This is a genomic window from Trichormus variabilis 0441, from assembly GCF_009856605.1.
GTDB lineage: Bacteria > Cyanobacteriota > Cyanobacteriia > Cyanobacteriales > Nostocaceae > Trichormus > Trichormus variabilis.
In genome coordinates this window covers 732,432-756,677 of record NZ_CP047242.1, presented here as the reverse complement: position 1 = coordinate 756,677, position 24,246 = coordinate 732,432, and the positions used below count along the sequence as shown (strand labels likewise).

Genomic DNA, 24,246 nt, shown 5'->3' with positions numbered 1-24,246 from the left:
ACTGTTGACCGATGACTTATGACTCAGCACTCCTAAGTTTGACAGTTCATCAATTAGGCTTCTAAGGCTTCTGGATACTCGTCGCAGTAATCATCAAAGGCGATTTTGCTAACTTTTTCAGCTCGTTGGTGTGCCATTTCTGCCTGCATTTCCTCAATTACATCCCAGGCGGCGGCGCATTCTTCAGAATTAATTCCTTTTTGAGTGCAGACAGCACGAGCTTTTTTAATTTCGTCTTGTAATTGTTGTTCTAGAAGAATAGTATAGGGTTGTTCCAGAAAGTCACTCTGAGCCAAAATATCAGTTAGGGAAATAATACCTACTAATTCACCCTGAATCACAGGCGCTCTGTGGAGACCATAATCAGCAAATAGTCGAGCTACGTACTCTAACCCAAGGTCAGGATTAACAGCGATACAAGGCTTGCTCATGATTTCGTAGACTCGTATTTTATAAGGGTCTCTACCATAAGCAATGACTTTATAAACAATATCGCTCTCACTAATAATCCCATAAGCATCTTGTTCGTGGCGACGGTCTACAATTAGCGCTCGCCAATCTCTAGCACGCATTAATTTCACGGCTTCAGCTACGGTTGCGGAACTACGAATAGTAGCCACATCTTTAGTCATAACGTCTGATGCTTTTAACATAATTACCCTGTTAACCCCTTCGGGGAATTCAAAATTCAAAATTCAAAATAGCCTACGCCAACAAAATTCAAAATCAATATATCAACCAAATTTAATAAATTCCCGCCCAGATAAATGTGGTGTTTTGCCTTGTAATAGTGGTTCTAAAGCTGCTCTAATTCGGGTTGCTGAGGGTGGACAACCTGGTAAATAAATATCTACTGGAACTATGGAATGTACAGGTGTCACTCTATCTAATAAAGGCGGCACGATTCCCGGTTCTTGAGGAATTTGGGGGTTAATATCGACTGCTTGGATATAACAGCGTTGCAAGACTGGTTCAGCACTACCCAAGGGATTACGTAAGGCTGTGACGTTACCTGTTACTGCACAGTCACCGAAGGAAATTAATATTTGAGAACGTTCCCTGACAATTTTAATAGTGGTGAGATGTTCTTCATTAGCGATCGCACCTTCCACCAATACTACATCCACTCCCTCTGGATATTCCTTGATATCTGCAAAAGGACTAAAAACTACATCTGCCTGTGCAGCTAAATCAATCAGCCATTCGTCCAAATCAAGAAAGGACATATGACAGCCAGAACATCCACCTAACCATACTGTTGCTAACTTCAAACGAGACATAATAATTGGGGATTGGGGATTGGGGATTGGGGATTGGGGACTGGGAGATTCAAAAAGCTCATTACTCAGCACTCATGACTCCCCATTCATTACTTTCTGCCAATCTTGAACAACGCGTTGGGGGACTGAAATATTGATGGTATCGCTGGGTAAAGGGATACTTAAAACTAACGGTTCTATAGATAGTTGGGGCAGTATATCCTTAAAGTCATACTGACCGATAGTCGGTGCTGGTGCTTCATCTAGGAAGACATCGGCAGCAGTCAAAACTTTACCTGTGGCGGTGGTAATCTTTAAAGGTTGGGGATGAAGCAACTCGGCAGAACCGGGAAAGCCTACCAGCCGCAAATTTACGGTTTCGGCTTGACCAGGATAAACTTGCTTAAACAGTACAACCTGCCAAACGTGTCCTGATTGATCATCTAATTTTGTGAGTGAGCGATAAAGAATTTCTTTTGATGCTGCTTCTGACGGATTGACAGCAGCGTTGGCCAAGAGGGTTGGTGACGGTAGGCTTCCTAAACCCAGGAATATATATAGCGTCATTATCCCCAACAATAGCAGCCACCAAAACAGAGTTTTGAAAGAAGTCGGAGATAAGCACATCGACAATGGGAATCGAGTCTTCTTGTTGCTTCTGATTGTTGCTTGTCTGGTAGTTTTGCCCATCAGTTTCACCTCCTGGTTTTCTTAGAGACGAGGGAAGAGAAGGGACTTTAAGAAATGTTTCCCCTCTGCTCCCCGCCCCCTGCGCCCCTGCCTCTTTTCCTTCCCCATCTCTCTCTAAAGGTTCCATTGTTGTTTTTCCCGTGCTGTAACTAAAAAATCGAGTTTGGCGCGATCGCGTTTCATTTCCCCAACACTAGAACCCTGGTAAAATATAGCTCCTGTGGGGCAAGCATTGACGCATTTACCGCAGGAAGTACAAGTGTCGGAAGTTCCCCAAGGTTGGCTGAGGTCGGTAATTACATGAGAATTTGTTCCTCTACCTGCCATATCCCAAGTGTGTGCGCCTTCGATTTCGTCACAAACACGGATGCAGCGAGTACAAAGTACACAACGGTTATGGTCAACCCCAAAGCGATCGTGAGAAATATCAACTTTGCGGTTAGGGAAATGGTATTCTAATCGCACATGATCCATACCCATTTCAATGGCTAAGTCTTGCAGTTCGCAATTATTGTTAGCCACGCAAACCGAGCAAATATGATTACCTTCGGCAAAAAGCATTTCGACAATTGTACGACGGTATCTTTGTAGGCGATCGCTATTTGTGGAAACTTCCATCCCTTCAGCAACTTTCGTCACACAAGCAGGCAACAATTTGTTACTACCAGCAACTTCCACCAAACACAGCCGACAAGCACCCACATCACCAACACCTTCTAAATGGCACAGTGTAGGAATATGAATCCCCGCCTCCTGCGCTGCTTGTAGTAAGGTTTCCTCCTCCTGAGCGCTAATGAGTTGGTCGTTAATTGTTAAAGTCTTGACTGACATTGCTCTTAGCCCCGGTTGAGAATTAGCCTTTGGTTGGTGTCATAATTCATCACTCACACCTTGAGTTATAGGTGAAGAGTTTGAGGAACTTGTGAAGGTCAAGGAAAATAGCGACAAGAAAACAGAGGAAAGCTTCAGAAATCTTTAAGGCGGAAAGTGCGATCGCCTTTTGCTTGTGTAAAGATGTGCGATTGTGAAGCGCTGACTAGTCAGTTCGCGTTTATTTTTTCGCAAGGTGTTAGGATAATCAGACTTAACAGAAATATCAATAACCCACTTGTTAAAATAACTAAAAAAGCATTAAGTAAAACTTGAAAATGCGCCAGTTTCCCCTTCAAGAAATCCAAAATCTCCACAGTGATGCCCTACAACAAGCTACAACCGAACCCATCATCCTGACAAGTGAGTCACAATCTAGTTACGTGATTATGTCAGTAGAAAATTACGAGCAATTAATGAATCGAATTACCCAATTAGAAGATTTGATTTTAGGTCAACAAGCACAAATGGCTGTGGCTAAATCTAACATGATAGGCTCAGAAATTTTTACCGCAGAACTCGAACGTTTAGCAGCGCTTGATGACTAATTTACAGTATGGAAAAATTAGACGGTTTAGAAACAGTTCTCGAATTTCTCAAAGGTTTACAGCCTAAAATAGCTGCTCACATCGCCAAAAAAGTCATGTCGCTCAATATTGACCCCCTACCCGCAGACTATAAAGAATTAACTGGTTATCCTGGATACTATCGCGTAGATTCGAGAGAATATCGTATTGTTTACCGCTTTGATCCAGATGCAGATTTAGTTGAAGTGATTTTAGTTGGTAAACGTAACGATGATGAAGTATACAAACAACTCAAACGTTTGCTGGGGTAAGAATTTACGGCATTGCATAAATGTGGGATGAAATCATAAAATTTTAATTTTAAAACTCTTAGTCCGACAAATTCATCCTTTCACTCGGCTATCAACGCCAAATATTCATCACGAAAGTAACGTAATGTACTAAATACCGGATTAGGTGCAGACTGACCAAGACCACACAAGCTGGTATTTTTCACCATATCGCACAGTTCTTCTAACAGTTCTAAGTCAGCAAATGAAGCCTTACCTTCCCGAATCTTGCTCAATAATCCATGTAGCTGCACAGTTCCCACCCGGCAAGGAATACACTTACCACAAGATTCATCCATACAAAATTCCATGAAAAATCGGGCAACATCTACCATGTTGGTGGTGTCATCCATAACAATCATCCCGCCAGAACCCATCATAGAACCCAAGTTAGTTAAAGATTCGTAGTCTACAGGAGTATCAAAAGCAGAAGCGGGAATACATCCCCCAGAAGGGCCGCCTGTTTGTACAGCTTTAGCAACACCACCATCGGGAATACCACCACCCATCTGTTCGACTATTTGCCGTAAGGATGTACCCATCGGCACTTCAATTAAACCCGTGTTGCGAATCTTACCAGCCAGAGCAAAAACCTTCGTCCCCTTACTTTTAGCCGTACCGATACTAGCAAACCAGTCCGCACCTTTACGAATGATGGGGGCAATATTGGCGAATGTTTCGACGTTATTAATTAAAGTAGGATAACCCCATAAACCAGACTCAGCCGGGTAAGGAGGACGGGGATGAGGGACACCGCGTTTACCCTCAATGGAAGCCATCAAGGCTGTTTCTTCACCGCAGACATAAGCCCCCGCACCAATGCGGATATCGATTTTAAAATCAAAGGGAGACTCAAATATATTACTACCTAACAAACCGAGCCTTTGGGCTTGATGAATAGCAGTTTGTAGGCGTTTGATAGCAATGGGATATTCTGCCCTAACATAAATATAACCTTGACTAGCACCCACAGCATAGGCAGCGATCGCCATTCCCTCCAACACCCGATGCGGATCACTTTCCAACACACTCCTATCCATGAAAGCCCCTGGGTCTCCCTCATCCGCGTTACAGATGACAAATTTGCGCTCTCCCTTCGCCTTAGCCACCGTTGCCCATTTCAAACCCGTGGGATAGCCAGCACCACCACGCCCCCGCAAACCACTACGGTTAACACTGTCTACAACTCCCGCCGGTGTCATCTCCCGCAACACTTGGTAAAGCGCCTGATAACCTTGAGCCGCAATATAAGCTTGAATCCTTTCCGGGTCAATTTTGCCACTGTTCTCTAAAACAATTGGCGCTTGATAAGTAAAAAATGGCTGTTTTAAGTCAACAACTGACAATTGTGCCGCTTTCCCTCTTAAAGTACCAACAATCACTGACGCATCCTCAGACCTAACCTTCCCGTAAAGCTTTTGTGTCGTCTCTTCTTCCCCACTCCCCTCTACCTCCACCAAAGGCCCCTGACAACACAAGCGCATACAACCAACACCAGCGACTTGTACCCCATCCTCCAAACCTTCAGCTTTCACTGCCTCTTCTAATTGTTGTTTAACCGCTTGCGAATTCGCAGACAAACAACCAGCCGCCGTACAGCAACGAATCTGCACTGGTTTCTGTTGAGAGCGTTCCTGTCTGCCAATATCTAGTAATTCATTCAGTTCCATGTTTTCTCTCAACTCCCCAAAACAAGGCAACACATTAGGATTTACGCACTGAACCAAAAAAACTTCTGAGGGTGGTCAATAGTCAATAGTCCACAGTCCAAAAACCTTAATTTTGACTATTGGCTATGGACTATAAGTCCTACAGATATCAACCTGAAAACCAAAATCAAATCTGACTTTCTTAATTTTGAATTTTGAATTTTGAATTGCTCATAGCCATCCTTGCACACGCTCACTCACTGATTCTGGGGTTTGATTACCTAATACTTTGCCATCAAAAACCACAGCCGGAGCAATCCCACAAGCACCCAAACACCGTGCCGTTAGCAGTGATAATTGACCATCCGCAGTAGTTTCCCCAGCATGAATGCGAGTAGACTTTTCCAAATCAGTCAAAATTGCTTGTGCGCCTTTCACATAACAAGCCGTACCCGTACACACCACACAACTATGGACTCCCTGGGGCGCTAGGGAAAACAAATGATAGAAAGTTGCTACTCCATACACTCGGCTAGGCGGTAGCTTCAAGCTATGGGCAATATAAAGTAATAAGTCGTTTTCTAAATAGCCAAACAGTTCTTGGGCTTTGTGAAGAATTTCAATTAATGCGTCTTGCTGATACTGGTGACGCTTGATAGCTGCATCCAGCATCTTCAAGCGTTTATCACCACTGGGATGGGGATGAGGCGGCGTTGTGGTAGTCATGGGTAATTTGAGGTCTTTACTAGGTGTGAGGGTGTGAGGGTATGAGGGAGGGTATGAGGGTATGAGGGTATGAGGAAAAGAAAGATTTACCCCTATACCCCTACACCCCTATTTCTAACTATGCAGGCAATGGCTGCGGTTCTTGAGTTGGATCCTGCACTGGTTCTGTATCTTTAACTCTGCCTAAATCATGTACTATATGCACTGAACAAGGGGTATGGTGCAGGACGTAATTACTGACACTACCAAGGAATAATTCTTTGACACCGGATAAGCCCCGATGTCCCATCACAATTAAATCAGCATTCCAATTAGTAGCTAATTTACAGATGGTGCGGCCAGGGTTGCCCAGGGTTTGGGAAAATTCAGTGGAAACTCCTTGGGTATTTGCTTTGGCACACAGAGTTTGCAACATCCGTACACCCTCATTTTTAAAGGTGTCCCATTGTTTTTGGTATAACTCAAAACTTTGACCGTTTAAACCAGGATAGTAGTCATAACCAGACACCATCGGTATATGCGGACTGCCTTCTTCTTCCGGAGATAGGACGTGCAGCAATAATAATTTGGCTTGTGTTGCTTTTGCTAAAACCAGCGCTTGTTCAAAAACTTGCTGCCCTATGTCGGAGCGATCCAATGCAACTAAAATTTTTTTTAACATATCTACCTCTGAGGTGTGGGGAGTAAAAAATTACTCCCCACTCATAACTCAAGTTTTGACCTTATATCTTGTTTATAGAAGAATAATTTGAGGAACTTGTGAGGGGAAACCATCCCAGCTTAATAGCACCGAAAAAATATCTTTCTTCCCCTGCTTCCCCACTTCCCCTACACTCCCCTATTCAAGGTTGGTGAACTACTAGCCCCTATATTTCTGCAAAACACCACACAAATTAAGGGCTGTGATATGATGGGAGACTGCTGCATACATTTAGAATGAATATAAATTGAATCAATCATGGCTCTGACGCAACAGCGCAAACAAGAAATAATTAATAACTACCAAGTTCACGGAACTGACACCGGTTCTACCGATGTCCAAATCGCTATGCTGACTGAACGGATTAACCGCCTCAGCGAGCATCTACAAGCCAATAAAAAAGACCATTCTTCTCGCCGGGGATTATTAAAACTGATTGGTCATCGCAAGCGCCTTTTGGCTTACTTGCAACAAGAAAGTCGGGAAAAATATCAGGCTTTGATTAGTCGTCTTGGTATTCGTGGATAGGGACTACCGTTTATGCCTGCTGAAGAATCTGAACGCAGTCGTTTGCCTTTTGAACCAAAAAAAAAGCGCCAAAAACCTGCAAAAGCTCCCAGTAAGCCACCAGTACAGCTAAAAGAAGCCGACAAGCAGGACAAAAAGCAGCTACCTTATACTAAAGAAGAGATGGCAATTCCCCAAGTGGTAAGCCAAAGGATGATCCGCCGTGTAGCGGCATTCTGCGGTATACCAACAGCTTTGGGTATCACTACTTTAGTTTCTAGTTACCTGCTGACCATTTATTCTGATATCCAACTAGCTCCCATCGCTGTTTTATTGGTGAATATGGGGTTTTTTGGTTTGGGGGTTCTGGGGATCACTTATGGTGTCCTATCTGCCTCTTGGGATGAAGAAAGAACTGGTAGTCTCTTGGGTTTAGGTGAATTTGGCACCAACTGGGGACGAATGGTAGAAGGTTGGCGTGAAACGCGGCAAAAAAAGGTGTGAAAAACGGCGCTCAAGTGTTCAGATAACTGTCTTGTTGGGTAAGTTTTGGAGTCGATGTTGAAGTTTACACTTGAATAACTTCAACATTACTAAGGAAAAATTAAGAATCATCAACTCAACCCAATAGGCAGTCACAAAGGCACTGAGCGCTTGTGTTTTTTATATTTATTAAACCTATATTTAAACCTTTGAGGAAGTCACCAATTAATATATAAGAACTAAGACGATGTTTGAAAAGTTATGAATGATAATAAAGACCCCTCTCCAAACCTCTCCCCGAAGCGGAGAGAGGCTTTGAAACCCCCATTCCCTTGTAGGGAATGGGGGCTAGGGGGGTTAGGTTCTTAAGATTTTGATGTTTAAAATAATACTTTTCAAACAACCTCTAAGGTGACTGAGAACTGATCACTATATAAATAGGGATTTTTATATGATAGTAGTCATGAAAGTCGGTTCCCCAGAAGTGGAAATCAACCGGATTAATGATGAATTAACCAGTTGGGGGCTGACACCAGAAAAAATTATCGGCAAACACAAAGTAGTAATTGGCTTAGTAGGTGAAACCGCCGATTTAGACCCCTTACAAATCCAAGAAGTTAGCCCTTGGATTGAGCAAGTATTACGGGTAGAACTGCCTTATAAACGCGCTAGCCGCCAATATCGTCACGGTGAAGCCTCGGAAGTAGTTGTTAATACTCCAGATGGTCCAGTCGTATTTGGTGAAAACCAAGCTTTAGTGGTGGTTGCTGGTCCCTGTTCCGTCGAAAATGAGGAAATGATTATTGAGACGGCGCAGCGCGTCAAGGCAGCCGGCGCTAAGTTTTTACGCGGTGGTGCATATAAGCCCCGTACTTCACCTTACGCTTTTCAAGGTCACGGCGAAAGTGCTTTGGAATTGTTGGCAAAGGCGCGGGATGTTAGCGGCTTAGGTATCATCACCGAAGTGATGGACGCGTCGGAACTGGATATTATTGCAGAAGTGGCTGATGTTATCCAGGTAGGTGCAAGAAATATGCAGAATTTCTCCCTACTGAAAAAAGTAGGGGCGCAGCCAAAACCAGTATTACTGAAGCGAGGGATGGCAGCTACTATCGAAGATTGGTTGATGGCAGCCGAGTACGTTCTAGCAGCAGGTAACCCTAATGTAATTTTATGTGAACGAGGTATTCGTACTTTTGACCGTCAATATACACGTAACACTTTAGATTTGTCGGTAGTTCCAGTATTGAGGAAATTAACTCACCTACCAATTATGATTGATCCCAGTCATGGTACTGGTTGGGCTGAGTATGTACCATCAATGGCGATGGCAGCGATCGCAGCTGGTACTGATTCTTTGATGATTGAAGTACACCCCAATCCCAAAAAAGCCCTATCCGACGGGCCGCAATCCCTCACACCAGAACATTTTGACCGCTTAATGCAGGAATTAGCAGTCATTGGTAAAGCTGTAGGACGCTGGCCACAACCAGCAGTTGTAACTGCATAAACTGCATTAATAAGTTAATCAAAGCGCGAAAATCAACAGGGGTATTGAGCATAATTGATACTCCTGTGACTTCTAATCTAGCGACTCAATGGCAGACGCTATATTCATCAATAATTATGGGTTTCCACTATACAGATGCACTAATCACTCTCGCCACACTCAATATTAATCAATTGGTGACCTTTTACACTAACTTCTTAGAACAACAACCAATAACTTCCATACCCAATGTGTATGCCGAGTTTCTTGTTGCTGGAATGCGATTAGGTATTTTTCAACCTAAACAGACTCACGAGTCCGAATTTCACAATTCAACTAAAAGTAAAGTGAGTTTGTGTTTAGAAGTCAGTAATTTAGAAGCAGCGATCGCACATATCACCGATTTAGGTTATCCCCCACCAGGAGAAATTGCGATCGCCTCCCACGGCAGAGAAATTTACGCCTACGACCCAGATGGTAACCGTCTGATTTTACATCAAGCCATCACAGGTAATAATTAGAAGTGAGGTTCAAAACCGCGTCCCTTGTGCGTGGCTGTCTTTAATTTTGAATTTTGAATTTTGAATTGATTAATACTCCCTACTCCCTCAAATTATGGGCTTAACTGATAACTACAAATTAAATTTAATTCAATGGTATCCGGGGCATATTGCCAAAGCGGAAAAGAATCTTAAAGAACAGCTATCGCGGGTAGATGTGGTATTTGAGGTTAGAGATGCGCGGATTCCTTTGGCTACTCATCATCCACAAATAGACGAGTGGGTGGGAAATAAGGCGCGAATTTTGGTGTTAAACCGATTAGATATGATACCTCCACAGGTGCGATCTCTGTGGATAGATTATTTCCAAAATCGCGGCGAAGTCCCTTATTGTACTAATGCCCAACACGGTCAAGGTGTGGCTGGTGTGGCAAAAGCAGCCCAAGCCGCAGGGGTAGAACTGAATCAAAGAAGACGCGATAGAGGAATGCTACCTCGCGCAGTGCGTGCAGTGGTTATCGGCTTTCCTAACGTTGGTAAGTCAGCCTTAATCAACCGTTTATTAGGAAAACGCGTTGTAGAAAGTGCTGCTCGTCCTGGTGTAACACGTCAACTACGCTGGGTGCGAATTTCTGACCAGTTAGAACTGTTGGATGCTCCCGGAGTCATCCCCGTTAAATTGGGTAATCAAGAAGCAGCAGTGAAACTAGCAATTTGTGACGATATTGGTCAAGCATCTTATGACAATCAGCTAGTAGCTGCGGCCTTGATTGATATAGTCAATTCACTCCAAGAACAAGCCGGTGAGTTATTACCAAGATCACCCCTATACGCACGGTACGAACTCGACCCTACACCCCACACAGGAGAAGGGTATTTACACGCTCTAGCAGAATATCGCCACAAGGGGGATGTGGAAAGAACGGCAAGGCAATTATTAACTGACTATCGCAAAGGCTTATTGGGAACTTTACCTTTAGAGTTACCACCAATGTAAATCGCAGGAATTAAAATACTGCTGACCTTTTTTGAATTTTGAATTCCCGAATGGGTTGACCACTAACTGATCGTTTTTAGTCTAGCTGCCCGGATTCTCAAAAATATCATGGTCACTGCTGTAAAAGAGATACCAAGCAGTAGGTGTTTGATACTGAAATCTTTGCCACTTTCACTAACTAAAATACCTTCTAACATCAAAGAAGGTATCAGAATTCCACTATAAAATAAAATTCTATAAAATATTAATTTTTTTCTAGCTAGGAAAGTGATTATTCCTAAACCTATTCCTAAAGGCATGAAAGTGAGTGCATAATAAAAAATTCGCTGCTCTTTGGGAATTAAATCCAGCAAGCTAAAAGAATGAAAATTTTCTAGCTTATCTACATATATTTGGATATTACCTCTGGAATAGGTGATAACAAGATGATGAAGGTAAGTGTCCGTAAAGACATTAGGTATATTTAATTTCAATTCCGTCCCATTTTCTCCCGTAAGTGGTGTACGTAAGCGGAAGTCTAGGCTATTTCCCTGCTGTCCTAGCGTCCAATTGCGGCGTTGAGAACTACCAGAAACAGAGATAATTCGTGCTGGGCCTTTCTGGTTTAGATTACTAGTGGCGATCGCTGTACTAATAGTAAACTCCGATGTCTGACTCATTCTTTGGCTAAGATGGCTGACAGGAGTCGATGTTTTCAACCAATGATGAGCATCTAAAAATGCACCTTGGCTTTTTGATGTACTGGCAGACCTTCCTTGCCATAATAGCTCTGGCTGATTACCTGTTTGGTCTTGATAGCAACATTCACCATTCAGTTTATAGTGAGCTACTAAAGAATTACCGAGCTTATGCAAGTAATTGGCATCAGCTAAAGTTTGTGATGCCTCATTTTTGGATATAGCTCTATCAACAATAGAGATTTCCGATACATATCCTGCCCATGCTTTATTACCTGTAATTTCATTACCAACACTCAAGTAATAATTACTATCCCAATTACTTAAATTAGTTGTACCTTGCCAGAATAGTGAGATAAACAATGTCAAAACTAAATAACCACAGAAAAAACAAATAATTAGTTTAGATGATTTACTCACTCGACTTGACTCTAGTTTTTCTACTGTACTACTAAAGCTTTTTGCATTCCATATAGAAAAACCAATAAACCCAAATAAGCCTCCTAAACTATTATTCAATAAATCAGCAGGCGTAGGACTTCTAGAGGGTAAGAATATCTGGAGAAATTCAACTGTTAATGACAAGCCAAAGCTAACCAAAATTACGAAGAAAATTTGTAATGTAATTTTTTTGATCGAATTTTGGCATAAGTTACCGAAAGTCCAACCCACGGGTAGAAATAATAAAATATTATTCACCTGGTCTTGGAAGGAGCTTGAATTATTAAAGCTAGCGATAATTTCAGTAATTGAAAATTTTACTATTTTTGAAAAATTAAATGGGTAAAGAGTAGCTATTAATACAATAAAAACGCTAACAAGGAAAAATATCCAATTATATTTTTGCGGATTTTGTTGGCTTCTCACCATAAGGAATAATTGTTAATAATTACTGATGAATACTCAGTATATAGATTGAGATAATTCTGACGCTCTTCTAATATTATTTGCTCAAATAAAATTCTGATCAAATAAATGTATTTTTTATATGAAGATATTATAAATTAAAAATAAAGATACTTGCTTATACTTAAAATGTGGCTTTTATTTTGGTTAGTGATAAACATTGTATAACCCAAGACAAAATGAGATTATTTCCTATATATACAGATCATATTCAGAGGAAATTAAGTAATTTCTCTGAGTCGCCTCTCATAGAGCTTTAAAAACTTTTCAATATAATAGATGCGTAATATTTACTACATATAGTTGTCGATCTTCATTAAGAGTGCCATAAAGAAAAGGTAAAGACTATCCTTCTATTCTTTGCCTTAGACAACTTTGTGTTCCCATCTGTCAGGATACATATATTACACCCATGACTGAACTGACTTTACGCCTACAACAAGGAGATACGGAAACAACTGTTACCGTGAATCGAGATGTGTTCACAATTGGTCGGTTGCCGGAATGTAATTTATACTTACCGTTCGCTGGTGTTTCTCGTAAGCACGCTCAATTGGTAAAAAAAGCTGATGGTAAATGGATAATTGAGGATCTGGGTAGTAAAAACGGAACACAAGTTAATCAAAGCATTGTTAGCCATCCACGACAGTTGCAGCATGGTGATGTCATTTGGTTGGGGAATGTGAATTTAGTCGTGATGTTTCAAAAACCTGTAACAGTAGTCTCGATTGAGCCAGTACCAGTTTCTGATGTTGGCGAACAGAGAACCATTTTTCGCAGTGCCAAGCAACTACAACAACAATGGATAGAAGCTAATAGTGATGATGGTGACATCAGCAATAAGAATAAAACAATTGCCCGGCTTAAGGACTTAGTAGACATCGCCAAAAATCTGTGTGCAGCTGCATCCATCGAGGAAATCTTTTTTCAGGTACAACAGGTTGTGTTTCGTTACCTCGGTAGTATTGACCGTTTAGCATTATTAATTGATGTCAATGGTTGCGGTCATCTAGAGCTAGTCAACGCTGGTACTAGAAGTAAAACTCAACAGCAATATTTATTAGCTGATGCTAGTTGGATTAGTCGTAGTATCTGTCAAAAGGTATTTGAAGAAAAAATCGTCATCCAAACTGCTGACACTCACAAAGATGAGCGGTTTTCTAGTGAACACAGCATTTTACTCAAAGGCATTCGTAGCGCGATGGCTGTACCGTTATGGGATGAAAATAAAGTTGTAGGCGTGCTTTATGCTGATGCTCATTTGTCTTCTTATCACTGGGAGAGAGATGGCGAAGAAGAACTCAGCTTTTTTTCCGCTTTGGCAAATCTTGTGGCTTCTAGCGTCCAACGTTGGTTATTAGCAGAGAAACTGAAAACAGAAGAAGTCATTCGCCATCGCCTAGAACGTTATCATTCTCCGGCCGTCGTCCAACAATTGATTTCTATTGGTGGTTTACCAGATGGTCGCTTACCGCCGGCGGAAAGCGAAATCAGTATTTTGTTTGCTGATTTAGTGGGATTTACAGCTATTTCCGAAAGATTAACACCAACAGCGATCGCTCAATTATTAAATAACTTATTTGAAGAGATGTTACAAGAAGTGTTTGCCTGTGGCGGCACTTTAGATAAATATATCGGTGATTGTATCATGGCATTTTTTGGCGCGCCCGAACCCCAAGCAGACCACGCTGATCGCGCCACTGCTGCGGCTAAAGGTATGCTTATTCGGATGGAACATCTCAACGCCAATGGTTTCTGGCAAGAACCGCTACAGTTACGTATAGCCATTAACAGTGGTAAGGCTGTTGTTGGGGATGTTGGTAGTTCTCAAAGGGTAGAGTACACAGCCTTAGGCGGAACAATTAATTTAGCTGCGCGTATGGAAGCAGTGTGTCCACCTAGCGAATGCGTCATTAGTGAAGCCACTTATGAATTACTTTCACAACGTTATGATTTTCAAAAAATGGGAGATTATCGTTTTAAAGGAATTGATAGATTAGTCAAGGTGTATCAAACAAAGCTACAACACGTCACAACTATTATTAATCATTAGTTACGTGTCCTCAACACTTACGCAACTGGCATATTAGTAGGGTGCGTCAGATATCAAGAATATTTTTATTGACAGCATTTGAGCCGTCTGACGCACCCTACACGACGTATATTATGTGATACCTGCGTAAGTTCTAGCCATCATTGTGAAAAGATATGGGGTTTTCAGCATATCCTTGATAACAACCTTGAGACTTAATTATTTTGCTGTATTAAACTAACACCTGCTCTTGAATTTTTCTAAGAACAGCTACTTCTCTGCTAGAAAAAACTCCTGACTTTCTCATTCTGTATTTTTCTTGCTTCATTTTTTGTCTCTTAAGCTCTTGCGCTATCAACTCCTGAGCGCGTGCTTCAATCTTTTTCTGGCGTTCTATTGGTAGTTCTTTGATTTTGTCTCTTAAGCTCTTTCCCATCTTGTGCTGAATCCTTTTCTAACTTTAAAAGATGACTTTTATATCGAGCATCAGCTTTTTTGATTAATTCCTTGTAAAAACGCTTTTGGCTAACACCTGATTTATCACCTGCTACGAGTAAGATTGCTTGCCTTTTTGGATCAAAAGCGAACGCTACACGCCAAACACCACCATCAGCATTAAACCTCAACTCTTTCATATTGCTGTATTGGGAACCGTTGAGCGTGTCAGCATGAGGACGTTTGAGCTGTGAACCAAATTCTTCTAATAGCTGTGCTGTAGCGCTTAGTTCATCTTGTACTTCTTCAGGTAAATCATCAAATTCTGATTCAAACTCATCATGAAATTCAACGTTCCACACTTATCTATTATTGATAATGAGACATATATTTTCAACAGTATAGCAAGTAAATAAAAGAACCACTCACTTCAACAATTTTCTTGTGTAAGGCTATTTTCTTTACATCACAATGAAAATTATTATCTTTGCCAAGGGACTTCCAGATAAAAAATATTCAAAATTTAGGGTGCGTCAGTATAAAGAGTTTCCGAGTATATTTAGGTTCTGTTGTACTGACGTACCCTACCAAACTTTGATATCGTGCATCAGCTGTCCAGTTAGAAGTACTTATTGCTGAATTTTTCCTCTTCTGAGCTAAATCGCCAAAAGAAAACCCTCATAAGCACTATGAGGGTTTTCTTTTGTCTCTATGTCATCCTTTAGGTACGGAAACGTCTTTTGCTTTGTTTGTGCAAGGCGAGTTTTTTGCGCTTGCTTTTTTCAATAGGCGTTTCAAAGTGACGGTGTTTCCTCATGTCTTGGAAAATTCCCGCTTTGGAAACTTCTCGCTTGAATCGGCGTAAGGCTGACTCAATGTGTTCATTCTCACCCACTACTATTTGGGTCATTATCTCTCCTGCTAAATTAGCTTAATTAATGGCTCATAATGGTAAGCCGTCCAGTTGACTCAAGTTTAAAAAAAAGGCGTACTCTTTGTCTAATCTGAAAATCGGCTACAAAAATTTCAGCTTTTAAAGCTTAGTAGCGGTTGCGTCCACCGCCTCCACCGTATCCTCCCCGATTACCACCAGAAGGACCTCGGTCTTCTCTGGGCTTGGCTTTGTTAACTTTTAGGTCACGTCCCATCCATTCAGCACCATCAAGAGCTTCGATAGCGGCTGCTTCTTCAGCTTCACTTCCCATTTCCACAAAACCAAAACCCCGTGGTTGTCCTGTTTCGCGGTCAGTAGGTAGTTGAACACGCTTTACAGTACCGTATTCTGCAAAAACGGCACTTAAGGTGTCTTGGGTAACTTCGTAAGAGAGGTTGCCTACATAAATTGACATCGATGGTCTCCAAAATTGTTACTGTCTAGAGATGTAAATTTCGGAGAAAAGCCTGTAAATACTAAAAGGGAAAAGCCCGTCAATACTAAAAACAAAGATACTCACCGAATTAACTCTCCTTTTCTAGGATGACATAGAAGCCAATTCTCTGCATCTATCTTAGATAATTAGTTACGTAGGATTGTAAATTATCGAAAATATAGCGTTTAATTGCGATTAATCCGAATTAATTCCGTCAAAATGCTGTCCAAGCTGCCATTTACTTGTATTTTCTCAATCTTCTCGGCAATTCGCTCTAACACCTCCAATTCCTTTAAACGCAAGGCTACGGGGTTATCTTCCATGACCTTGGCGGTATTCAACATACTGCGAGTGGCGGCTGTTTCTTCACGACGACGAACTACGTTAGCTTGGGCAGCTTTTTCGGCTTCCACTACTTTGCTCAAAATAGTTTTAATTTCGCCGGGAAGAATAATATCTTTCACTCCAACAGAATCTACTTCGATTCCATAGTCGGCAGTTTTCTGACGAATATACTCAAAAATACTTCTATCAATTGTGCCTTTATCCTCCAGTAAAGCATCCAAACTCCTCTCCCCCACAGCACCACGTAAGGCAAACTGCAATTCTTTATACAAATAGTTGAGAATATCTGATAAGCTGTTTCTGGCTTTCAAGGGGTCAAGAAGGCGGTAGCCAGCAGTTAAGTTCAAGCGTAAGGGTACTTTATCCTTGGTGAGGATATCTTGCCCGGATACTTCCAAAGTTTGTTGACGTAGGTCAAAGACTTCCGTTTGCCAAGAACGTCCAAACACCCACCAGGCGTGTTTCCCTGAAGGGAGTTGTGTTTGAAACTCTTGATTAATGTATAACAAGCCAATGTGTTGTGGTGGTACTTCACAAAGGTGTAAGTAATTGTGGCTCAAGGCTACAACCTCTCGTGAACCAGACACTAACTCACCAATAAGGGAAGTTGGCAATTTAGCATCGGTGCTGATGTCAATTACTTCTACTTCCACGTCTTGCCAGAATAGCTTGCGGCTGGTTGGTGGTAGGATAGCAATGACTTTACCTTGATAACGAGCGATCGCTACTTGTTGACTTTGTAACTGTACCGTTTCGCAATAAGTAGCCACAAAATCAGGGTGTCGCTCAATCAATATTTCTTCTAAGGGAAAGTCTGGATTAGGGACAAGACGACTGATAGTCCGCACAGAAACATCCCGATCAATCGACCAAAAAGCGTACTCTCCGGTAGAGAGCGATCGCACAAAGTTGTTCTGCACATACAGCAAACCAAGCTCATACTCAGAAATTGGGAATTTCTTGATTCCACTCAAAGCAATTCCCCTTACTTGCTGCACAAACTCAGCAGGTAATTCCAAACTTGTTTCCAAATTGAAAAAATGAGCTTGTACCTCTATAAAACCACGCCAAAATACCCGCAATTGATTAGGTAAAACACTAAGCCAAATTTGACCACACCTGACTAAAGCAGCTTGATTAAATCCTGTCCTAACTACTAGCAAATACTCCTGTAATTCTGCACCATGATTTCTTAGTAATAATTCCAAGTTCTCAATCTTAGCTTCAGGCTGATTGAGATCATAAGTTTTAACTTGCCAATGCCTACCAAAATAAATGTAAGTCCCCGGCTGTAAGATTTTTTTGAAATCACTCCGATGATATAAAATGCCGATTTCGTTAGGTTTAATATAAAAATATTTCCACATATCAATTTGCATAAAAAACTCAGATAATTTGATTCAATTCCAAGACATTTATAACTTGGTGATTTTGTTTTGTAATGCTAAATTTATAGTTTCCTCAATTCGCTTCAGCCTTGTTTCCGGACGTTTAGCGCTGGCAAGCCGTAAAAGAATATTTTTCTTCGATGAGCTACTTAATCCTAAAAAATATGTACTAGCTGTTTCATTAGCTGCTAAGGCTTGTTGTAAGTCATCGGGAATAATTAATGCTTCTATTGCATCTAAGATAGTCCATGAACCGTCTTGTTTTGCAACTGTAATCTTCGCTAAACCAGCCTCGGTAATCAAACCTTGCAGAGTAAGTTCTTGGATATATTGCTTATTTAATTTTGACCATCCACTCTTCGGTTTTCGGGGGGTAAATATCTGCATATAACGTTCTTTGTCCAAGGATTTAACTTTACTGTCAATCCAACCAAAACATAAGGCTTCTTTGACTGCCTCATTATATTTAATACTCGGTTTACCACTTTTGACTTTGTAGTAAATTAGCCATACCCCAATTGATGTTTGATAGTTTTGTGTCAACCATTCCCGCCATTCTTGGCGATCGCTGGCCTGGAATGTTTGTAATTGATTATCAAAGTTTGGCATTAGAATAACTTAATTCATCATATGTAAATACTCAGGTGGAACATGATCCACTAAATAAACCCCATTATCTGAACAATAAAAAGTAAATCCTGATTGATACATAACCATAGCATCAACAGAAAATATAACTGGTTTACCATGCCGTATTCCTACTGTTCGGGCAGTTTCTATATCTTTAGATAAATGCACATGGTGACGTGACATTTTCAGCAATCCAGATTTTAAGATTGCTGGTACTGATTTTTCACCTGTACCGTGATAAAGAATTGGTGGTGGAAGTTGTGGTTGTAGTTGCAAATCTACTTCCACACTATGTCCCTGATTGGCTCGAATTTTAGTTGCAGTTTCATCGAATGAGAAGCGCTGCTTATCATTGTTAGATACAACCTGTTCCAAGTCTGCACGAGAAATAGGAAATTGATGGGATGCACAAGCAGATAGTAACTCATCAACTGCTACCCAACCGCCAGGAGCCAAAACCAAACCAAGGCGTTCTGGTGTATGACGCAAATGCTTACTTAAGAATTTGCTGATTTTGACTTGACGTGCTTGCTCCATCGTCTCTCAATTTCAATTCACTATATGTAGTATTATACTACATGATATTTTAAAACTCTGCAAATGTAGGTGTTTACAGTTCAGTTGCGGGCGAATGTGTCTCCAAAACTGGATTAAGATTGCTGCTACTTGCGTCTAGAGTACCCAAGGGTCATCTAGAAATAGACAACAGCATCAAATATGTCGTTCAGTTTGCCTAAATAGGAAACCGAAGGAACATACTCAAGTTAGAGAGAGAACATCCGCTCTAGCTTCTTCACTGCTACTATTGAACATCACCTGGTGATGACCAATAGTAAACCTACATCACAGAGTTTTTCTAAAGTTAAATGGGCTACTTTTGCAGAGTAGTGTCTTTTGACCCTGACAGGGTTGGGAGAAAGTATAGGAATCGAACCTACAACAAATCGATTAACAGTCGATCGCTCTACCAGTGAGCTAACTTTCGCGTTGTTTGATGTAGCATAAGCTTTATCGGCTCTGCCACTGGCCTTATCAAACGGTGCAAAACAGTAACCTATTACTTTGCGGTATACGCTCAATCCAGAGGTTGGCGCACCAGTTGGGTATACAGAACCCAAACCATAGCTCGGCAAATATATTACTATCTTGTAACTTAATGTAGCATAGGAAAATTTAAGGCGGTAGTCTCAGTATTAAACTAGACCGTCTCCCCCTGGTTGACTAATCACTAACCGCAAAACTGACAAAGCTAAAATTATCAAAAATAGTACTAGTCCAATGGTGCAGGCGTAGCTAATTTCTAAATTACTAAAGGCTTGCTCATAGAGATAATAAACAATGGTTTTCGAGCTATTGAGCGGCCCCCCTTGAGTCATGATGTAAACTTCCTCAAATACCTTAGTAGCAGAAATCGCGGAAATTACCGCTACTAGTGCTAAATAGGGTTTCATTAAAGGGATGGTAATATCCCAATGTTTACTAATACCATCTGAGCCATCAATGGCGGCGGCTTCATACACATCTGCGGGAATTGATTGCAACCCAGCTAGATAAATCACCATGTAATAGCCTAGTCCTTTCCATATCGTCACAGCCATGACACTGGCTAGGGAGATTGGCACAATACCGAAAACTTTAGCGGAAGTAGTGAGCCAGGGAATACCTTCTGGGAAAAGACCAATTGTTTTGAGCAACTGATTAAGTAAACCATTTTCGGCGTATAGCCATTTCCAAGCGATACCTGCGACCACCATAGAAATTACTACTGGTGTGTAGTACGCGGCTCTAAACCAATTAATTCCGCGTAGTTTTTGATTCACTAAGATTGCCAACCCTAAAGGCGCAATCACCAAAATCGGCACTACAGCGACAAGATAAAGAAATGTATTTTCTAAAGTTTTCCAGAAAACAGCATCTTTCCACAACCGAAGAAAGTTTTTAATCCCTATCCACTGGGGTGGTTGGCTCAGGTCTTCGTAGCTAGTAAAACTCAGGTAAAACGCTTGCAATGCCGGCCAAAAGACTGTTAACCCCAACAAAATCAAAGCAGGTAGCAAGAACAGATAGGGAGTCAGCCGCCGCTTGATGAGTATCCAATCTTTAACCGTCAATTGATTCATAAAAGCGTTCTATCTCTGCTATCTACCAAAGCTAATTTATCTTACACGAACAGTTGCCACTGATTGCGCAGGAGACGGGCGAAAAGCCAATAGCTATCTTGAAGTGGCTCAAGCTAGTAGATGTTTTCTTGTCATTCCCCTTGCCGATCTGATATGTTATGTTATATTAAACGTAGTCGTTATGAGTTCGTATAAATATTATGTCTAACCCAACTGTAGAAAACTTAGTCATTATTGGTTCTGGGCCAGCAGGGTACACGGCTGCTATCTATGCGGCGAGAGCTAACCTAAAACCCGTTGTATTTGAAGGTTTTCAAGCTGGGGGTTTGCCTGGTGGGCAACTTATGACAACGACTGAGGTAGAAAACTTTCCAGGGTTTCCCCAAGGGATTACCGGGCCGGATTTAATGGATAGGATGAAGGCTCAAGCAGAACGCTGGGGGGCTGAGTTATATACTGAAGATGTTATATCAGTTGACTTGAGCCAACGTCCATTTACTGTGCGCTCAGAGGAAAGAGAATTTAAAGCACACAGTATTATTATTGCCACTGGTGCGACGGCAAAACGTTTAGGTTTACCTAGCGAGCATCAATTCTGGAGTCGGGGGATTTCGGCTTGTGCAATTTGTGATGGTGCAACCCCAATTTTCCACGGTGCAGAGTTAGCTGTGATTGGTGCTGGTGACTCGGCGGCGGAAGAGTCCATATATCTCACCAAGTACGGCTCGAAGGTTAATTTGTTGGTGCGTTCTGAAAAGATGCGGGCTTCTAAAGCTATGCAAGACCGCGTTTTGAGTAACCCCAAAATCCAAGTGCATTGGAACACAGAAGTTGTGGATGTGTTTGGTAATGGTCACATGGATGGGGTGAAAGTCCGCAATAATAAGACTGGGGAAGAAACCACAGTACACGCCAGGGGTTTGTTCTACGCTATTGGTCACAAGCCCAACACTTCCTTATTTCAGGGACAACTAGAACTAGATGAAATTGGTTATGTTGTTACCAAACATGGTTCGCCAGAAACTAGTGTAGAGGGTGTGTTCGCGGCGGGTGACGTACAAGACCATGAGTATCGTCAAGCAATTACGGCGGCTGGTAGTGGCTGCGCGGCGGCGCTGTTAGCGGAACGTTGGTTGTCTGCGAATGCGTTGATTCAAGAGTTCCATCAAGAACCAACAATCAATAATGAGTTAGAAACTCAGCCAGTAGCGCAGAAAACAGAAGCGGAACAAGAGGCGGGATTTGCTTTGAGCGCAACTCGCCATGCTGGTGGCTATGCTTTACGAAAATTATTTCATGAAAGCGATCGCCTACTCATTGTCAAATACGTCTCCCCTGGCTGTGGCCCTTGCCATACTCTCAAGCCAATCTTAAATAAAGTAGTCGATGAATTTGACGGCAAAATCCACTTTGTGGAAATCGACATTGACCAAGACCGGGATATTGCGGAAAATGCTGGGGTAACCGGCACACCAACTGTTCAGTTCTTTAAGGATAAAGAACTGGTGAAAGAAGTTAAGGGTGTTAAGCAAAAAAGTGAGTATCGTCAGTTGATTGAAGCTAATCTCTAGGGAATGGGGAATGGGTACAATTATTTTTAATGCTTATACCAATTCTCTATGAAGTTGTAACAAATAAATGATGTAGAGACGTTGCATGGAACGTCTCTACAGTCCAGAATAAAGCACATCTTCATTAAGAAACGGTATTAGTACCCAAGACCCATTTTCCCCTACACAGGACAGATATGATGACAAACAAATTCAATTACATCGTTGAGTCCTTGTTGAGTTTTTAAATTAGTAAAAATAAAGGGTTTATCGCCACGCATTTTTTTTGCGTCTCTTTCCATAACACTTAAATCTGCGCCGACGTAGGGGGCTAGGTCAGTTTTATTAATTACTAATAAGTCAGATTTGGTAATTCCCGGCCCGCCTTTGCGGGGGATTTTATCACCGGCGGCTACATCGATGACGTAAATTGTTAAATCTACTAACTCAGGACTAAAGGTAGCAGCTAAATTATCTCCACCGCTTTCTAAAAAGACTAAATCTAAATCGGTGAAACGCTGTTCTAGCTGTTCAATTGCTGCCAAATTCATGGAAGCATCTTCTCGAATTGCTGTGTGTGGACAACCGCCTGTCTCTACGCCTAAAATGCGATCGCTTGTCAAGGCTTGCGAACGGACTAAAAATTGGGCATCTTCTTGAGTATATATATCATTTGTTACCACTGCCAGCTTATAGCGATCGCGCAATGCTTTACACAAAGCATCAACTAAAGCCGTCTTCCCCGAACCCACCGGGCCTGCTACCCCAACACGAAAAGCATTCATAAGTCAACTGTTAACTGTTAACAGTTAACTGTTAACTGTTAACTGTTAACTGTCAACTGTCAACTCCTAAACAACCTTGTATATTGCGTTTCGTGCTGCATACTGGCTAAAGATAAACCCCAACTACAACAACTGAGTTCATCATCTTTTAAAGACATAATTTCTACTGTTGCATGACTAATTAACGGTTGCAACTGAAGTAGTAATTCTTGTCCTGCTGTTTGTCCAAGGGGGATGAGTTTGACACCAGCCGTAATTAAATTAGTTGCCCAACTATGCAGATATGCTAATAAGGCGGCTTGAATATTTACTTGCCAATGTGCAGAGGCAATTGCAAAAGCGATCGCATAATTACAAGGATTACCTACACTATTGGCTAAAGATAGAATTTCTGGTTGTATTTTACCAAGTAACTGCATGAGCGATCGCCCCATTTGCCAGCTAGAATTGCGTAATTCTTGGGTTTCCCTCGCCGCAGATAACCACAGATTCCAATAGCGTAAGGTTTCCATCTCACCCATTATGGTAGCTTGATATGATCTCACCATCACCGCAGCTTCTAGACGAATCGCCCCATAACTTAGTTCAGCCTCTAACCATTGTTGCAGAGTTGATTGACTAGTAATTGTCCCACTTTCTACCAGTGTTTCTAATCCTTCCGAGTAGCTATAAGCTCCCACAGGTAAAGCAGAACTAGCTAGTTGTAAGATATGTAAAAAATGGTGATCAGTGAGGGTGATTGTGTCCATAAGCGCCCAATTCTGGTTGAAAGGGGAGAATTTCTGCGGTAATTTCTAACCCCATGTGTTCCAACATTGTCCGCAAAACGGTATCAGGCGATAAGCGTAGATAAGTCGGGGTAATTTCTACAGGTACGTGACGATTACCTAAATGATACGCTGCTCGCATTAATAAAAGTTGAGTTTGAGCAACCGCCGTTAATACTGGTTCTGGTTTAGCCACAATTCTGATTAAATTGCCATTGGTTTCATCTTGGAGAATATCCCCATCCTGCAAAACTGTACCTCTAGGTAAACGCAAAAACACAACCTGACCATCTTCTATTTCAAAGCGATGACGAGAGCGACAGCGTTCTTCTGCTGTGAGAGGCAAGGTTAGAGTGACTGCTAAATTAGGATTGGGTGTTACAAGTTGCGTCAAGGTCAACATTATCAGTCGTTAGTTTGGTAGGGTGCGTCAGTATGAATAATTTCTGAGTATAGTTAGGTTCTATCACACTGACGCACCCTACATTCAGATCATTGGAGCATTTGAGTTCATC

The 24,246-nt window shown here is 41.6% G+C and carries 27 protein-coding genes and 1 tRNA gene; 9 read left to right on the top strand and 19 right to left on the bottom strand.

The window, feature by feature from the left end:
* Positions 1 to 53: 53 nt before the first annotated feature.
* The 4 genes from GSQ19_RS03085 to hoxU form a co-directional block, all read right to left on the bottom strand.
* Complete coding sequence (locus GSQ19_RS03085) at positions 54 to 653, bottom strand: CBS domain-containing protein (RefSeq protein WP_011321323.1); 600 nt, start codon at positions 651 to 653, stop codon at positions 54 to 56.
* Between the two features lie 81 nt (positions 654 to 734).
* A complete protein-coding gene (locus GSQ19_RS03080; protein ID WP_011321322.1) occupies positions 735 to 1,280 on the bottom strand; it encodes an NADH-quinone oxidoreductase subunit B family protein in 546 nt (181 codons plus the stop codon).
* Between the two features lie 72 nt (positions 1,281 to 1,352).
* Entirely contained in the window at positions 1,353 to 1,949 is a 597-nt protein-coding gene (locus GSQ19_RS03075) for a DUF3122 domain-containing protein (protein ID WP_011321321.1), read from the bottom strand.
* A 114-nt stretch (positions 1,950 to 2,063) separates the two neighbouring features.
* Positions 2,064 to 2,780, bottom strand: coding sequence for a bidirectional hydrogenase complex protein HoxU (gene hoxU, locus GSQ19_RS03070; RefSeq protein WP_011321320.1), 717 nt, complete (start codon positions 2,778 to 2,780; stop codon positions 2,064 to 2,066).
* 317 nt (positions 2,781 to 3,097) lie between these two features.
* Here hoxU and GSQ19_RS03065 point away from each other — a divergent pair, with 317 nt between their 5' ends.
* Positions 3,098 to 3,367 carry a type II toxin-antitoxin system prevent-host-death family antitoxin gene (locus GSQ19_RS03065; protein WP_011321319.1) on the top strand — a complete coding sequence of 90 codons (270 nt, stop codon included), beginning with the start codon at positions 3,098 to 3,100 and terminating at the stop codon, positions 3,365 to 3,367.
* 8 nt (positions 3,368 to 3,375) lie between these two features.
* Positions 3,376 to 3,657, top strand: a complete 282-nt coding sequence (locus GSQ19_RS03060) for a type II toxin-antitoxin system RelE family toxin (protein WP_011321318.1) — start codon at positions 3,376 to 3,378, stop codon at positions 3,655 to 3,657.
* Positions 3,658 to 3,737: 80 nt separating this feature from the next.
* Here the strand turns inward: GSQ19_RS03060 and GSQ19_RS03055 are convergent, their stop codons facing one another.
* From GSQ19_RS03055 to GSQ19_RS03045, 3 genes are all read right to left on the bottom strand, one after another.
* A complete protein-coding gene (locus GSQ19_RS03055) occupies positions 3,738 to 5,345 on the bottom strand; it encodes a NuoF family protein (protein WP_011321317.1) in 1,608 nt (535 codons plus the stop codon).
* A gap of 210 nt (positions 5,346 to 5,555) precedes the next feature.
* Complete coding sequence (hoxE, locus tag GSQ19_RS03050) at positions 5,556 to 6,050, bottom strand: bidirectional hydrogenase complex protein HoxE (protein WP_011321316.1); 495 nt, start codon at positions 6,048 to 6,050, stop codon at positions 5,556 to 5,558.
* Between the two features lie 118 nt (positions 6,051 to 6,168).
* Entirely contained in the window at positions 6,169 to 6,711 is a 543-nt protein-coding gene (locus tag GSQ19_RS03045; protein WP_011321315.1) for a universal stress protein, read from the bottom strand.
* Positions 6,712 to 7,008: 297 nt separating this feature from the next.
* Here GSQ19_RS03045 and rpsO point away from each other — a divergent pair, with 297 nt between their 5' ends.
* The 5 genes from rpsO to ylqF all read left to right on the top strand — a co-directional run bounded on the left by rpsO (position 7,009) and on the right by ylqF (position 10,726).
* A complete protein-coding gene (rpsO, locus tag GSQ19_RS03040; RefSeq protein WP_011321314.1) occupies positions 7,009 to 7,278 on the top strand; it encodes a 30S ribosomal protein S15 in 270 nt (89 codons plus the stop codon).
* 12 nt (positions 7,279 to 7,290) lie between these two features.
* Entirely contained in the window at positions 7,291 to 7,761 is a 471-nt protein-coding gene (locus tag GSQ19_RS03035) for a PAM68 family protein (RefSeq protein ID WP_011321313.1), read from the top strand.
* Positions 7,762 to 8,191: 430 nt separating this feature from the next.
* Positions 8,192 to 9,250 carry a 3-deoxy-7-phosphoheptulonate synthase gene (gene aroF / locus GSQ19_RS03030; RefSeq protein ID WP_011321312.1) on the top strand — a complete coding sequence of 353 codons (1,059 nt, stop codon included), beginning with the start codon at positions 8,192 to 8,194 and terminating at the stop codon, positions 9,248 to 9,250.
* 116 nt (positions 9,251 to 9,366) lie between these two features.
* Positions 9,367 to 9,750, top strand: a complete 384-nt coding sequence (locus GSQ19_RS03025; protein ID WP_011321311.1) for a VOC family protein — start codon at positions 9,367 to 9,369, stop codon at positions 9,748 to 9,750.
* A 94-nt stretch (positions 9,751 to 9,844) separates the two neighbouring features.
* Entirely contained in the window at positions 9,845 to 10,726 is an 882-nt protein-coding gene (gene ylqF / locus GSQ19_RS03020; protein WP_011321310.1) for a ribosome biogenesis GTPase YlqF, read from the top strand.
* Between the two features lie 62 nt (positions 10,727 to 10,788).
* Here ylqF and GSQ19_RS03015 read toward each other — a convergent pair whose 3' ends face one another.
* Positions 10,789 to 12,273, bottom strand: a complete 1,485-nt coding sequence (locus tag GSQ19_RS03015) for a VanZ family protein (RefSeq protein ID WP_011321309.1) — start codon at positions 12,271 to 12,273, stop codon at positions 10,789 to 10,791.
* Between the two features lie 448 nt (positions 12,274 to 12,721).
* Between GSQ19_RS03015 and GSQ19_RS03010 the strand changes: the two genes are divergently transcribed.
* Positions 12,722 to 14,362, top strand: coding sequence for an adenylate/guanylate cyclase domain-containing protein (locus tag GSQ19_RS03010; protein WP_011321308.1), 1,641 nt, complete (start codon positions 12,722 to 12,724; stop codon positions 14,360 to 14,362).
* Positions 14,363 to 14,715: 353 nt separating this feature from the next.
* On the opposite strand, the gene GSQ19_RS03005 is transcribed toward GSQ19_RS03010, so the two are convergent.
* From GSQ19_RS03005 to GSQ19_RS02970, 8 genes are all read right to left on the bottom strand, one after another.
* Positions 14,716 to 15,138, bottom strand: a complete 423-nt coding sequence (locus GSQ19_RS03005) for a type II toxin-antitoxin system RelE/ParE family toxin (protein ID WP_011321307.1) — start codon at positions 15,136 to 15,138, stop codon at positions 14,716 to 14,718.
* Between the two features lie 359 nt (positions 15,139 to 15,497).
* Positions 15,498 to 15,686, bottom strand: coding sequence for a 30S ribosomal protein S21 (gene rpsU, locus GSQ19_RS03000; RefSeq protein WP_010994916.1), 189 nt, complete (start codon positions 15,684 to 15,686; stop codon positions 15,498 to 15,500).
* 130 nt (positions 15,687 to 15,816) lie between these two features.
* On the bottom strand, positions 15,817 to 16,125 hold the full coding sequence (gene rbp, locus GSQ19_RS02995) for an RNA-binding regulator (RefSeq protein ID WP_010994915.1): 309 nt from the start codon (positions 16,123 to 16,125) through the stop codon (positions 15,817 to 15,819).
* A gap of 206 nt (positions 16,126 to 16,331) precedes the next feature.
* Positions 16,332 to 17,858 (bottom strand): slipin family protein, encoded by a 1,527-nt coding sequence (locus tag GSQ19_RS02990; protein ID WP_041457058.1) that lies wholly within the window; start codon positions 17,856 to 17,858, stop codon positions 16,332 to 16,334.
* Positions 17,859 to 17,906: 48 nt separating this feature from the next.
* A complete protein-coding gene (locus tag GSQ19_RS02985; RefSeq protein WP_011321305.1) occupies positions 17,907 to 18,488 on the bottom strand; it encodes a YdeI/OmpD-associated family protein in 582 nt (193 codons plus the stop codon).
* Positions 18,489 to 18,497: 9 nt separating this feature from the next.
* A complete protein-coding gene (locus GSQ19_RS02980) occupies positions 18,498 to 19,046 on the bottom strand; it encodes an RNA 2'-phosphotransferase (RefSeq protein ID WP_011321304.1) in 549 nt (182 codons plus the stop codon).
* 373 nt (positions 19,047 to 19,419) lie between these two features.
* Positions 19,420 to 19,494 (bottom strand) — tRNA-Asn (locus tag GSQ19_RS02975).
* 208 nt (positions 19,495 to 19,702) lie between these two features.
* Complete coding sequence (locus GSQ19_RS02970) at positions 19,703 to 20,629, bottom strand: carbohydrate ABC transporter permease (RefSeq protein WP_011321303.1); 927 nt, start codon at positions 20,627 to 20,629, stop codon at positions 19,703 to 19,705.
* Between the two features lie 200 nt (positions 20,630 to 20,829).
* On the opposite strand from GSQ19_RS02970, the gene trxB reads away from it, so the two are divergent.
* A complete protein-coding gene (gene trxB / locus GSQ19_RS02965) occupies positions 20,830 to 22,200 on the top strand; it encodes a thioredoxin-disulfide reductase (protein WP_011321302.1) in 1,371 nt (456 codons plus the stop codon).
* 161 nt (positions 22,201 to 22,361) lie between these two features.
* Here the strand turns inward: trxB and ureG are convergent, their stop codons facing one another.
* Genes ureG through ureE form a run of 3 tightly spaced genes read right to left on the bottom strand, consistent with a single transcriptional unit; the run spans position 22,362 to position 24,134 of the window.
* Positions 22,362 to 22,964 carry an urease accessory protein UreG gene (ureG, locus tag GSQ19_RS02960; protein WP_011321301.1) on the bottom strand — a complete coding sequence of 201 codons (603 nt, stop codon included), beginning with the start codon at positions 22,962 to 22,964 and terminating at the stop codon, positions 22,362 to 22,364.
* A gap of 59 nt (positions 22,965 to 23,023) precedes the next feature.
* Entirely contained in the window at positions 23,024 to 23,713 is a 690-nt protein-coding gene (locus GSQ19_RS02955; protein ID WP_011321300.1) for an urease accessory protein UreF, read from the bottom strand.
* The gene (ureE, locus tag GSQ19_RS02950; protein ID WP_011321299.1) at positions 23,691 to 24,134 is read right to left on the bottom strand and encodes an urease accessory protein UreE; all 444 of its coding nucleotides are present in this window, start codon (positions 24,132 to 24,134) and stop codon (positions 23,691 to 23,693) included. The genes GSQ19_RS02955 and ureE overlap by 23 nt, the downstream gene beginning before the upstream one ends.
* Positions 24,135 to 24,246: the final 112 nt, after the last annotated feature.